Source organism: Oceanirhabdus seepicola (genome assembly GCF_023684385.1).
In the GTDB taxonomy this organism is placed as follows: domain Bacteria; phylum Bacillota; class Clostridia; order Clostridiales; family Clostridiaceae; genus Oceanirhabdus; species Oceanirhabdus seepicola.
Genome location: NZ_JAGSOJ010000007.1, coordinates 65155 through 78386 on the forward strand (window position 1 = coordinate 65155; position 13232 = coordinate 78386).

A 13232-nucleotide genomic window follows, 5' to 3' on the forward strand; every position below is an offset into this window, starting at 1 on the left:
GTAAAGGATGAGTTTTGAGCTTATAAATATATTTCATTTATTGGTGTTTCCTGGATTTCTCTTCTGCTTTGCCTTTGGGTTATTATTAGCAGGTATAGATAGAAAACTTGTTGCAAGAATGCAAAGAAGAATCGGACCACCATTGTTACAACCACTATATGATTTCTTTAAATTAATTGGTAAGGAGTCGATTGTACCGCGAAAAGCATCAAAAAGTGTATTTTTGATTGCTCCAATTATTGGATTGTTATCTATAGTAATAATTCCACTTTTTGTACCTATTTTTGGTACAGAATTCGTTGAAAATTCAGCTGATTTAATAGTTATTTTATATCTATTAACTGCACCAGCAGTTGCCATCATACTTGGAGGGTCAGCATCAGGTTCACCATATGCAGGTATAGGAATTTCTAGAGAGATGGTTACTATGTTATCGTATGAATTACCATTAGTACTTATATTCCTTGCTGTTGGATCAAGAGTTGGGCATGATTTTAATGTTGCAAGTAATATAACATTTTCATTGACAGATATTAACTCTTATCAGGCAATGAAAGGGATGTTATTATTTGATTGGAAAATGATACCTGCAGCAGTAGCTTTCTTACTATGTATACCAGCAGAAGTTGGAACAGTACCTTTTGATACAGCTGAAGCTGAAACTGAAATATGTGAAGGCCCTTTAGTTGAGTATAGTGGAGCATATTTGGGTATCTATAAATTAACAAGTTCAATCAAAATGTTTGTTATGGGTGGAATATTTGTTACATTATTCTTAGGAGGAGCTGGATTTAGTAACTTACCTTTGAATATAATTCTATTTATGCTTTTAATTATATTGGTTATTGTTATTTCAGTATCCTTCTTAAGAGCGATAGTAGCAAGAATTAAAATAGAACAGACAATAAAATTCTTCTGGACTATTCCTACTCTATTAGGATTAATAAGTCTTGTTTTAACATACATTTAAAGATTGTGAGTCCTTAAGGAGGGATTAAGTTGATTAATAAACTAATTGAAAAGAGTAGAACTAAATCACCCTGGTTATATCACTTAAATGCCGGTTCCTGTAATGGGTGCGATATAGAGCTTATAGCTCTTTTGGGACCAAAGTTCGATGCTGAGAGGTTTGGATGTAAATTATCTGGTACACCAAGACATGCTGATATTGTAATTGTTTCTGGACCTGTTACAAAGCAATCTAAAGAGAGATTGCTAAGAGTGTTATCACAGGTTCCTGAACCTAGGGTTGTTGTATCATTAGGTTCATGTCCAATATCTTGTAATGTGTTCAAAGGAAGCTATAGTGTTGTTGGACCTCTAGATAAATGGACACATGTTGATGTAGCAGTAGGAGGATGTCCACCTAGACCCGAAGCAATAATTGATGGAATAATTAAATCTATCGAGATATTGAAAGAAAAGAGAGGTGTTAAGTAGCATGGCTAAGATTCCTTATGCAAAAGAGGCTCTCAAGAATTTATTCAAGAGTCCTGTTACTAAAAAGTATCCTCAAGTTGCAGCAGAAATACCTGAGGGGTATAGAGGTAAGATAAAGTTTGATGCAGATACATGTGTTGGATGTGGAATGTGCATAAGAGTTTGTGCTGCTGGATCAATTGAGAAGAAAATTGTTCCAAAAGAAGGGGCTCAAGATATAACAATGACATTTGATATGGGTTCATGTACTTTTTGCGGGTTATGTTCTGATTTCTGTCCTAAGAAATCAATTGAATTAACTAAGGAATATTCAATGATAACTGGTGCAGGTGAGAGAATAATAATAAGTGGAACATTCGAAAAGAAACTTCCACCAAAACCAGACCCAGCTAAAATTGCTGCAGCGAAGGCAGCGGCAGCAGCAAAAAAAGCAGCTACTGAAGCTGAAAATAAATGAAGAAGGTAAAAGTAAGTGATTTTTACAATATGAATTAGCTATAGAGATTCCATAGTTAAACTTGATTTATACTTGTATCAAAATCACCAGGATTCAAGGTGTTTTGTACATGTATAAATCAACTTTTTAACTGGAATCTTTATACAAAAAGTTTTTAGTCAAACTTCATATACAATATTTAGTGTCAGAATGTATTGATCTGCAGTATATATTGTATATGATTTTAGTTTGACTACTTTTTGTTGTTAAATCATAATATAACTATTGATTAATTATGGTTAATAGTATAAAATGTAGTTAACAGAGGGTGTAGGGTAAACTTGCACTCTTATTATTGAGACGTGATGGAGGTACATATTAATGAATAAGCAAACGTTGGCAGGAATGATAGATCATACTGTTTTAAAACCAGCTACATCAGTTGAGGACGTTAAAAAAGTATGTCAAGAGGCTATTGAGAATGGATTTTTCTCAGTATGTCTAAACCCGTGTAATATTGAATTAGGAGCTGAACTGTTAAAAGACAGTGATGTAAAAGTTTGTACAGTTATAGGGTTCCCTCTTGGAGCTAATACTCCAGAAGTTAAAGCATTTGAAACTAAAGATGCTATAGCTAAGGGAGCAGATGAAGTTGATATGGTAATCAATATCGGTAGATTGAAGGATAAAGATTATGATTACGTACTAAAGGATATCAAAGCAGTTGTTGATGCAGCAGATGGAAAAGCTTTAACAAAAGTAATCCTTGAGACTTGTCTTTTAACTGATGAAGAGAAGGTAAAAGCTTGTGAGTTATGTAAAGAAGCAGGAGCGGATTTTGTTAAAACATCTACTGGATTTTCTACAGGAGGATCTACTCCAGCAGATATCAAACTTATGAGAGATACTGTTGGACCTGAAATGGGAGTTAAAGCTTCTGGTGGAGTAAGAAGTTTTGATGATGCAGAGAAGGTAATTAATAGCGGAGCAACAAGAATTGGTGCATCTTCTTCAGTTGCTATAATAAATGGTGCAGTAGTTACAGGCGACTACTAAATAAAGAGAACAAATAAGAAAGAACAATTTAGGAAGATATTCTTCATTCTTCAGAATATCTTGAATTAAATATTAAATTATTAAACTACTGACAAATATATTGTCAGTAGTTTTTTTGTCTTCTCATGATAAAAATTTCTATATAAATATAAATTTTTGTTCCTAAATTCTTTTTTCTCGAATAATTATATACTATGAGAGAAAGGGGGATTAAGATGTTTAGAGAGTTAACCCGAAAGGATTTAATATATGACTTTAGAATTGAAGACGTTAAAGTAGGGGGATTTGAAATGAAACTTCCCGAATATAATAGAGTTTATAATAAGATTGATTTATTTTTGGATGTAAAAAAGAGAGGTTTTAATCTTTTTTTAGTAGATAAATACTCTCCGGAGAAACTTCATAATATTGTTGAATATATATCTAATAAGCTAAGTGATAAAGGTAAACCGGATGACCTTTGTATGATTATTAGAAATAGCAATTCATCTCCTGAAACAATAAGCTTACCTGGTGGATATGGAAAGAAGTTTGTAGAAGTAATCGAAAATATCCAAGAAGAGGTTTATGAGTTAGTATTCTCCTATTATAATGAATTATTTCTTGAAAAGAGAGATCAGCTCTTAGAAGAAATTGAAGATAGTCGAGAAGATTTATTAGAAGATTTAATAAATACAGCTAAAGAACAGGATATTGAAATAAGATATACTGAAGATCGATTTGCATTTATACCAATTAAAGATGAAAAAGCAATGACTGAAGAAGAATATGATAAGCTACCAGATGAGGAGCAGAATGTAATTGTAGCAAAGATACAAAAGTTCAAGAAGAATACAAAGGAAATACTATATAAGATAAGAGATATTGAAGATGACGGAATTGAGAGGGCACGAAAAATATTCGAAGAGTTTGTAACAAAAGGTATTCAGTTGAATAAGGATGAGTATCTTGAAGCTGTAAATAATAATGAAAAGATTGAAAATTTATTAATGGATATTCTTAAAGAGATGATTGAAGAACTCGTGGAAGTGTTTAGTAATAATTACAGTGATGATGAGAAGAAACTAACAGAATGTATTTTTAAGTATAAAGCTAAGGTGTTAGTTGATAATAGTGAGAATGACAGCCCAGTGGTTATATTTGATGAAGATCCGTCAATAGCTAATTTAATAGGAAGTATTGATTATGAGAATATCAATGGAGCGTATGTAGCAGATTTAGATAACATAAAAGCTGGTAGCCTCATGAAGGCAAATCAAGGGGTTTTGATTATGAGAGCAAGTTCTCTGTTAAAACATACAAATTCTTATCATTATCTTAAGAAAATGATATTAACAGATAAAATAGATATGAATTACAATAAGGGATATCTAGATTTACTTTCAATAGGTGGTTTTAAGCCAGAGCCTATTAAAGTCGATACTAAAATAATACTCATTGGTGAAGATGAATATTTTGATCTTCTATACACATATGATGGTGAATTTAAAGAGACTTTTAAAATTAAATCTGAGAGTGATAGTGTAATTGAGATAAATGATGAGGTTAAAATGAACCTAGTTAGTAATCTTGTTACAATTTGTAAACAAGAAAAACTAAAACCATTGACTAACAAGGCAATAAAAGAAATAGCTAAATTCCTATCAAGAAAAGCAGGATCAAAGAATAAAATTTATTTGGATTATATGGATATAACAAAACTTCTCACCATAACTAATAATAAAGCATTGAATCTAGACAAACATAATATAGATGACAGTGATATTAGAGAATATGTTTATTCAGAAGAATTGATAGAAAAATATATTTTAGAGAGTTATAAAGATAAAAAAACATTGATGAATTGTACGGGTGAAGTTATTGGGAAAATTAATGGTCTTTCTGTTATAGATCTTGGTTATCATAGATTTGGTAGAACATTAAGAATAACCTGCACTTGTTACAAAGGAAGTGGGCAGATTATAGATGTTCAAAAAGAAAGTGATTTAAGTGGTAAGGTTCATATTAAATCAGTGAATATCTTAAAAGGATTTATAAATCAATTGATTGGTGGATATAATGAAATTCCTGTTGATTTTCATCTGGCCTTTGAACAAGTTTACGGAGTGGTGGAAGGAGATAGTGCTTCTGTTGGAGAAGCTATCTGTATGATATCTTCTTTAAGTAAAATACCTATAAAGCAAAATATTGCTGTTACAGGGTCAATAAATCAGTATGGAGAGATACAGCCTATAGGTGGAGTAAATGAAAAAATTGAAGGATTCTTCAAGGTATGCGACATGCTTGATAGTTCAAAGGAAAAAGGCGTATTAATTCCAGTATCTAATAGAGACGATCTAGTGCTTAGTGCAAAAGTAGAAGAGGCCATATTAAAAGGGCACTTTAAAATATATACAATGGAAAATATTTATGATGCTATAGATGTTCTGATGGGTAATCAGGAAAAAACATCAGCTAATATCATTGATGAATTAAAGAAAGAATTAAGAAAATATAATAATTCAAAGAAAAAATAACAAAAAACAGAGAATAAAGAATAGAGAATAAATATTGTTGATATTCTTCATTATTCAGAATATCTTAATCTTATAGATGAAAGGCATAAGAAAAAATCTTATGTCTTTTTTAAAATATAATAGTATTTCAGAAAGTGATATTATAATAATTCTGAACTCTAAAATTTAATTAAGCTTGCCTAGTAAACCTTTGTATGTTGACATATACATAGCAATGTTTTAATATTAAGGCATATTTAAAATATATTTTTGAAAATTATAGAGGTGATAAATTGAGCACAGAATTAATAATTAAGGTTACGACAGAAGAAGGGGAAAAAATAGATCTTCAGCTAATTGAGAGTTTTGTGATTGAGGGTCAAAAATATTCATTATTATCTCCAGTAGATGATGATGAAAATGCATATGTTTATAAGGCAATAGATTTAGGTGAGAATAAAACAGAGTATGAAGTAGTGGAAGATGACCATATTTTTAATATGGTATTAGATGAATATGAGAAAATGTTCAATTAAGACATACTTAAATAAGGGGGAGTAATACGATTAGTATTACTCCCCCTCAGTCTGTTGAAAAAGCCCAATCTCGCTGTGCTGCTTGAGTACTATTTGTACACTGCGCTGCTCGCTCCTCTTGTTCCTTGACCTTGGGCTTTTTCAACGCCTGACACTCTAAAGACAGAAAGCAGAGTGAAAACAATATATTGTAACTTTGTCAACGAACTCAGGGAGAATAATACGTTTAGTATTACTCTCCCTTATTTTTAGTTATCTAAATTTTAGGAAGTCCTTTTGTTGGTTCTTGCTTATTATGTTTAGGATCTCTTGCTAAAGGATAATCAGTTTTACCATTTACGGTATTATTACCTTTGTATGAGATATCCTTTTTAGCATTACTTCTACTCTTACTCATAAGATCACTCCTTTCTCATATTAGTGTTTCCACGAGTGATGGAATAATTCGCGTTGTTGTTAATTTTAATATATTAAATAATAATATTGTACTAGATTATGCATCTAGTAAATATTATTTTTGGATTTTGTAAGAAAAGTTCAGAAAAAAGAAGGATGATGAAGAAAGATGTAGAATATATTATGATGTAGTATATATTAATAGATGATTTGATATTCAGAGTAAATTTCATTTAAAATGATAATAGCAAACTTATGGAAACATAAGGACGCAAAGACATGGGTCTAAAATACATATTAACGTATTATGATTGCCAGTTTGCCGAAATATTAATTAAAAGTATATTAGGTAAATCTAAGAGCTTATTACATCGTAAACGATGTTAAAGGAAAGGTGTCTGTGGTCCATAGGCACCTTTTTATTTTTGCAAAAATTGACTACTAATAATAGAAGGTTGGGGTAGTTTATATGAAGAAAATAAAATTTGAAAACCAGATTAGAGTTAAAATAACAAGTGCCATTATTTTATGTTCTTTTATTTTAGCTCTATTGATAAGTTTTATCAGTATAGTTCTGAACTATAACTTTTTTGAAAAAGAAATTAAACAAAAACTGGAACTTCTTCCACAGAATTATTCAAATACTTTTAATGCTGATTTTAAAATGGTTGGAAGCACTGTAAATGCACTAAAACACAGTATTTCTGTAACATTTGATTTGGATAAATTTAAGGCATCTCCTAATGATTATGTTGAAGAATATGAAAAAATCATGGATTCCACAGTAAAAAAATCAGGAGAAGCATTAAGCACGAAGACATTAAATGGTGTACAAGCAGTATATTTTACAATTAATCCTGAATTGACAGGAGATGTATATGAAATTTGGTATGTTAACCAAGAACAGACAGATGGATTTAAAAAAGTAGATTCAGATCCCAATCCCCAAAACCCATACATAAAAGATTTTTATCCTGATAATGAAAGTATGCATTGGTATTATAATCCTATTAAAAAAGGTGAAGGTGTTTGGAGCGAGCCTTATAAAGAAGTTGATTTGGAGAAAGATATTATTTCTTACACAGAACCAATTTATAAAGATGATGTTTTAATTGGTGTTGTAGGTATGGATATAGATATTAATGCTATGAAAAACACAATTAAAAATATGAAAGTATATGATACCGGATATGCTTTTCTGCTTTGTGATGAATATCATTTTTTAATTCATCCTACATATAAATTAGAAGATAGTTTGAAAACAATAGAAAATGGAAGTTTGGAATTTTTAACAAAAGAAATAGAAAAAAAAGAAAGTGGGGTTATAAAGGCTAAAGGTAAATTAAAAGAGAAAATTCTAGGTTATTCTCATTTGTCAAATGGTTGGATTTTAGTTTTTGAAGTACCTATATATGAAGTATATTCATCAATGAGAATACAGATGTTTGTAAACTTTATGACAATATTTTTATCTGTCTTTATTATTATTCCTATTGCATTACACATTGGTAAATCTATTTCAAAACCTATTGTGAAAATTACAGAACTAATTAAGAATACATCAAAGTTTAATTTTGATGATGATAAATCACTAGAAATTTTAATTACTAATAAAGATGAAATAGGGGTCATGGCAAGGGAAATGTTCTTTATGAGAAAATTTTTAAAAGAAACAGGAGTTCATAAAGCGGCTAAATTACAAAGGTCATACTTGCAAAGTGAATTTCCTATTCTCAATAAAGCTAATATGGAGGTAATCTATGCGCCATCCAAAACAGTTAGTGGTGACTTTTACCATTTAGAAAGAACAAATAAAAATGTAGTTGTAGGGGTATTATGGGATGTGAGTGGTAAGGGTGTTACAGCGGCATTGAGCATTTCAGCATTTAATATTTTGTTTAATAAAACATTACTAATTACTCAAAACCCTATTGAAATTCTTAATTGCTTAAATACTAGAGTAAGTGAACTTCTTGGAAACACGTATATTGCGGCATGCTGTTTTAGTTTTGATTTTGAAAAAAAAGAAGCGAAAATCGCAGGTGCAGGAATAAATGAGTTTATATACAGCTCCAAGGAAGGAAATTATAAACAAAAAATTGTTAAAGGTCCATTTTTAGGGATGTTCGAGGAGAGTTTATTTGATCAACAAACAATTCATTTTGAATCTGGTGATAAATTTTGCTTTCTAACTGATGGATTAGAATTTATATTTGAAGAGGATTTCAGTGGGGAAAATTCCCTGAAAATAGATTCGATAACTGAGTTTAAGAATTATATAGAAGATTCCTTGAATAGTACTTTGGTTGATGAAGAAGGAATAAAAGACGATTGTACATTGCTTGCAATAGAAATTAAGTGAGTGGAGGATAGTGTGAAATGATAAAAAATGAATTTGTTTTATATGGCTTAACTAAATATAAAGAAATTATTGATAAAATAATTAATGATTTAAAAGTTATACATGATAATTTTGATATTAGATTAATACTGACTGAAGCGTTAACAAATGCTTTTAAGCATGGAAATGATGGAAATGATGGAAAACCAATTTTTTTAAGATATACTTGCGATGATATCAAAATTGTATTTGAAATAGAGGATTCCGGAACTGGATTTAGAAACATAGTTATTCCGGATAAAGCTTTAGATGAAACTTTGTTAAATGAGAGTGGAAGGGGATTATTTCTTATTAAATGTATTGCTGATAAACTTGAATTAAGAAATAATACTTTAGTTATTGAAAAATATTTAACACAGTAATGATCAATTAAATTTTTTATGTAAAATATAACTTTAAAATTACCTAAACAAGGAGGATGACAATGAAAAAATTAAATCTGTTAATACCCGAAAATTTTGCAGTAGATGAAGCTGCTGAGTTTAGAGAAAAGGTAAATGATTTAATAAGTAAAGGGGAAAAACATTTCAAGCTAGATTTCAAAAATTGCTCATTTATTGATAGTACAGGACTAGGTGTTTTGGTATCAATTTATAAAAAGTGTAAAGAGCTAAATGGTAGTTTAAATATTTATGCTGTTAATAATCCAAAGGTCATGAAAATTTTTAGACTAACAAGATTAGATAAGGTGCTTGAAATTGAAAGTTAAGCTTTGGGAGGCTTAATTAATAGCTTTATGAGCAATTCAATACTAAAATTTAACATATAGTGAGAGTTCATAAGAAAATATTCAAAAAAGATGAAATTAAACTGAACAGATTGATATTCTGTTCAGTTTAATTTTTTTTCGTACTTTTCTGGATTGTCTTATTATATTAGAGAATATTATATACAATGTTGAAATTTGTCAAAATATAAGAAATGATGTATAATATATCTAATAAAATCTGTATGTAAATACATCGTATTATCCTAAATATTTAAAGAAAACGATGCTTAAGGCATATTCAGATAAAAGGGGAAGATTGATATGTTCTTACTAATTGTTATTTTTGCAATTATAATAATATTTTTAATAGTGTATATTCTAAAGCATAGAAAGGTTGAAAATAGATTAAAAGAAATAAATGGAGATTTAAAAAATAGTTGTGAATTATTCAGAAAAATATTAAACACAATGCCTAATCCTGTTTTTTATAAAAATGCAAATTTTGAATATGTTGAAGTGAATGATTCATATATGGAAAATATGGGTTTTGAAAAAGATGATATTATTAATCAGACTGTCTTTGATATTAATCAGGGGGAACTAGCACAATCTCATCATGAATTAGATGTAGAACTAATTAAAAATGGAGGGAAACAAACGTACGAAGCAAAGGTAATTTATGCAGATGGAATAGAATATGATGTACTATTTAGTAAAGCAGCTGTAGCATCAGAAGATAAGAAAGTTGAAGGAATAGTTGGAGTAATGCTTGATATTACAGAGAGAAAGAAAATTGAGAAGAGGGTAAGCAGATTATTGAAGGTAAACGAAGCAATGCTTGAAGTGAGTCATTTCATTATTGGAATGGATGATATTAACCAGATGTTTGACTTAATATTAGAAAAGGCACTTGCAATTATTCAGTGTGCTAAATTTGGAAGTATTTTAATTCTAACAGAGGATAAAAATTTAGAAATTGCTGCTTTCAAAGGATATGATCCCGAAAAGGTAAAAAGATTTAGTGTTCCTGTTAAACAGTCTTTTCTTTGGTATAAAACTGAAGGTAATATGGATAGAACAGTTATAATCAATAAATGGGATATGGTGGGAAATGATAATGGAGTTGATATGGTTGCTAATACTGAAGGGGTTCAAATTAAGTCAAATATCATTGCACCAATAATAATAAAAGGCAAATTATATGGAGAATTAAGTATTGACAGTGAGTTTGAAAATGTTTTTGATGAAGAAGATGTAGAAATATTGGAACATCTGAGAAGTAAAATTGAAATAGCCATTAGTAAACATAAAATGTATAAAGAAATAATGTATTTATCTAGGTATGATAAATTGACTAATGTATATAACAGAAGGTACTTTGAAGATGTTTTTGATGAACAATTTAAGAAATCTGTTAGATGTGGTGAAGGATTCTATTTTGTGGTATTTGATTTAAATGGACTAAAAGTAATTAATGATAGCTTTGGTCATTTAGCTGGTGATGAGTATATTAAAACTTTCGCTAGTAGTTTAAGTAGTTCTATTGGTTCTTCAGACTGTTTCGCTAGATATGGTGGAGATGAATTTGTAGCTGTACTTTTAGAAGAAGATTCTCAAAAACTAATAGTAAAATTTGAGAGCTTAATTTCAGAATTTAAAAATAATCCTATTATATTTGAAGGAAATAAAATTGTGTGTAGTTTTAGTTATGGTATTGCATCGTTTCCACATGATGCTAAAACTTATGAGCAATTAGTCAAAGTTGCAGACGAGAGGATGTATAAATATAAGCAAAATTATAAAAGAAAACTAAAAAAAATGAATAGGTAATGTATCCTAGAATTACAGTATGTTCATGTTATGAGTAATTTATGGACAAGTTGACAAAATGATGGTATTGAGTTAATATAACGAAGAACATACTAAAAAAATCTAGGGGGGTAAACTAATGAAAATTAAGATGAGAAAAATCCTTTCTATGCTTATGATGTGTACAATGATCTTAGGCATGACAAATGGTATGGTTTTTGCTGATGAAGCAACAAACCCAAAAATATCTACAACTAAGGAAACTAAAGTTGAGCAAATTGAAAATGTAATTGATATCCTTTCAGTGAATGACTTCCACGGAAACGTGAAAGAAAACGGAAAGAATATTGGTATGGCTAAAATGGTTGGTTACATAAACGATCAAAAGGCTGTTAATCCTAATACACTTGTTGTTGCAGCAGGTGATAGTTATCAAGGTACTGCACTTTCTAACTTAACATTTGGTGCACCAGTAAATGAAATGTATAAAGCGATGGGTGTTATGGCATCTGCTGTTGGTAACCATGAGTTTGACTGGGGTGTTGATCGTATAGCACAATGGTCTAAAGACGGTGGATTTCCATTCTTAGCAGCAAACATCTACGATAAAGAAACTGGAGAACCGGTTGCTTGGGCAAAGCCTTATATAATTAAAGAAGTTGAAGGTAAAAAGATTGCATTTATCGGTTTATCTACAATTATGACTGCTGATCAAACAAGTGTAGAGAACGTAGCTACATTAGAATTTAAATCAGCAGCAGAAGGTGCTAAGATATGGATTGAATACCTTAAAGCTGGAAAAGCTGAAGAAGGTACTCCAGATGTAATCGTTGCATTAACACACGTTCCAGCATATCAAGATAAGTATGGAGATGATCCAACTTTACCAGTAACAGGAGATGAGATTGAGGAATTATGTGCAGTTGAAGGTCTTGATGCTGTAATTACAGGACATTCACATACGACTGTTGCAGGTTATGTAAATGGTACTCCAGTAGTACAAGCTTACAAGAATGGACGTTCTGTAGGTAAGATTTCTATTCAATTAAATGATGATAAATCTGTAAAAGCTATTACACCATCAGTAACTAAAGTTTACGAATTTTCAAATGATATTATTGAAAGTGAAGATGCTAAAGCATCATATGATAAGTTCGATAAAGATTTTGAACCAATTACTAGTGAAGTAATAGGTGAATTAGAAGGCGATTTAAGTCATGGAAAGCAAATGAAAAATGTAACTCCATTAGGTTACTGGACAGCTGATCTTATGAGAAAAGCTACAGGAGTTCAAATTGGTTTAACAAACGGTGGTGGTTTAAGAATACCACTAAAAGAAGGTAAAATCACAATGGGGCACATGTACGAGGTTATGCCTTTTGATAATACATTATATACAATGGAAGTAACAGGTGCTCACCTAAAAGCATTAGTTGACCACGGAATCGAAGCGGATTTCATGGGAGATGGACAAGTTGCTGGGGTAAAGGTTGTTTACGATCCAACTAGAGAATATGAAGACAGAATTGTAAGTATTACTTTAGAAGATGGAACACCAATTGAAATGGAAAAGACATATACTCTTGTAACAAATGATTTCCTTTCTGGTAACCGTGATAAATATAATTTTGATGGTGCTAAAAACAGAAAAGATACATTTGTTCCTATCAGAGACGTGCTTGTTAAAGAATTTAAAGCAGGAAAAGTTGTAGCTCCTTCAGTAGAAGGTCTTTTCGTAGCAAAAGCTACTGAGACTGAGAAGTACACAATTAAATCTGGAGATGTTCTTTGGAAAATCGCAGAATCTTATGGTGTAACTTATCAGAAACTTGCTGAAATGAATAACATAGCTAACCCACATTTAATATTTGAAGGAGATACATTAGTAGTTCCTGGTAATTAATATGTGAAAAAATTGATATAGCCTTTCTCCTTTAAAGGGGGAAGGCTATTC

At 30.4% G+C, this 13232-nt stretch carries 12 protein-coding genes and 1 riboswitch; of the genes, 11 read left to right on the forward strand and 1 reads right to left on the reverse strand.

Going from position 1 to position 13232, the window contains the following annotated elements:
* Positions 1-7 precede the first annotated feature (7 nt).
* From KDK92_RS23475 to KDK92_RS23500, 6 genes are all read left to right on the forward strand, one after another.
* On the forward strand, positions 8-970 hold the full coding sequence (locus KDK92_RS23475; protein ID WP_250861864.1) for a respiratory chain complex I subunit 1 family protein: 963 nt from the start codon (positions 8-10) through the stop codon (positions 968-970).
* 29 nt (positions 971-999) lie between these two features.
* The gene (locus KDK92_RS23480) at positions 1000-1440 is read left to right on the forward strand and encodes an NADH-quinone oxidoreductase subunit B family protein (RefSeq protein ID WP_250861865.1); all 441 of its coding nucleotides are present in this window, start codon (positions 1000-1002) and stop codon (positions 1438-1440) included.
* Position 1441: 1 nt separating this feature from the next.
* Positions 1442-1897 carry a 4Fe-4S dicluster domain-containing protein gene (locus KDK92_RS23485; protein WP_250861866.1) on the forward strand — a complete coding sequence of 152 codons (456 nt, stop codon included), beginning with the start codon at positions 1442-1444 and terminating at the stop codon, positions 1895-1897.
* 360 nt (positions 1898-2257) lie between these two features.
* Positions 2258-2932 (forward strand): deoxyribose-phosphate aldolase, encoded by a 675-nt coding sequence (deoC, locus tag KDK92_RS23490; protein WP_250861867.1) that lies wholly within the window; start codon positions 2258-2260, stop codon positions 2930-2932.
* A 215-nt stretch (positions 2933-3147) separates the two neighbouring features.
* The gene (locus KDK92_RS23495) at positions 3148-5448 is read left to right on the forward strand and encodes an AAA family ATPase (protein WP_250861868.1); all 2301 of its coding nucleotides are present in this window, start codon (positions 3148-3150) and stop codon (positions 5446-5448) included.
* Between the two features lie 272 nt (positions 5449-5720).
* A complete protein-coding gene (locus tag KDK92_RS23500; RefSeq protein ID WP_250861869.1) occupies positions 5721-5963 on the forward strand; it encodes a DUF1292 domain-containing protein in 243 nt (80 codons plus the stop codon).
* A 256-nt stretch (positions 5964-6219) separates the two neighbouring features.
* Here the strand turns inward: KDK92_RS23500 and KDK92_RS23505 are convergent, their stop codons facing one another.
* Positions 6220-6360, reverse strand: a complete 141-nt coding sequence (locus KDK92_RS23505) for a hypothetical protein (protein ID WP_250861870.1) — start codon at positions 6358-6360, stop codon at positions 6220-6222.
* A gap of 235 nt (positions 6361-6595) precedes the next feature.
* Positions 6596-6686: riboswitch (cyclic di-GMP riboswitch) on the forward strand.
* 142 nt (positions 6687-6828) lie between these two features.
* On the opposite strand from KDK92_RS23505, the gene KDK92_RS23510 reads away from it, so the two are divergent.
* From KDK92_RS23510 to KDK92_RS23530, 5 genes are all read left to right on the forward strand, one after another.
* Complete coding sequence (locus tag KDK92_RS23510) at positions 6829-8721, forward strand: SpoIIE family protein phosphatase (protein WP_250861871.1); 1893 nt, start codon at positions 6829-6831, stop codon at positions 8719-8721.
* A 17-nt stretch (positions 8722-8738) separates the two neighbouring features.
* A complete protein-coding gene (locus KDK92_RS23515; RefSeq protein ID WP_250861872.1) occupies positions 8739-9122 on the forward strand; it encodes an ATP-binding protein in 384 nt (127 codons plus the stop codon).
* 62 nt (positions 9123-9184) lie between these two features.
* A complete protein-coding gene (locus KDK92_RS23520; protein ID WP_250861873.1) occupies positions 9185-9469 on the forward strand; it encodes an STAS domain-containing protein in 285 nt (94 codons plus the stop codon).
* 321 nt (positions 9470-9790) lie between these two features.
* Positions 9791-11299, forward strand: a complete 1509-nt coding sequence (locus KDK92_RS23525) for a sensor domain-containing diguanylate cyclase (protein ID WP_250861874.1) — start codon at positions 9791-9793, stop codon at positions 11297-11299.
* A gap of 118 nt (positions 11300-11417) precedes the next feature.
* Complete coding sequence (locus KDK92_RS23530) at positions 11418-13181, forward strand: 5'-nucleotidase C-terminal domain-containing protein (RefSeq protein ID WP_250861875.1); 1764 nt, start codon at positions 11418-11420, stop codon at positions 13179-13181.
* The last annotated feature ends 51 nt before the right edge of the window (positions 13182-13232 follow it).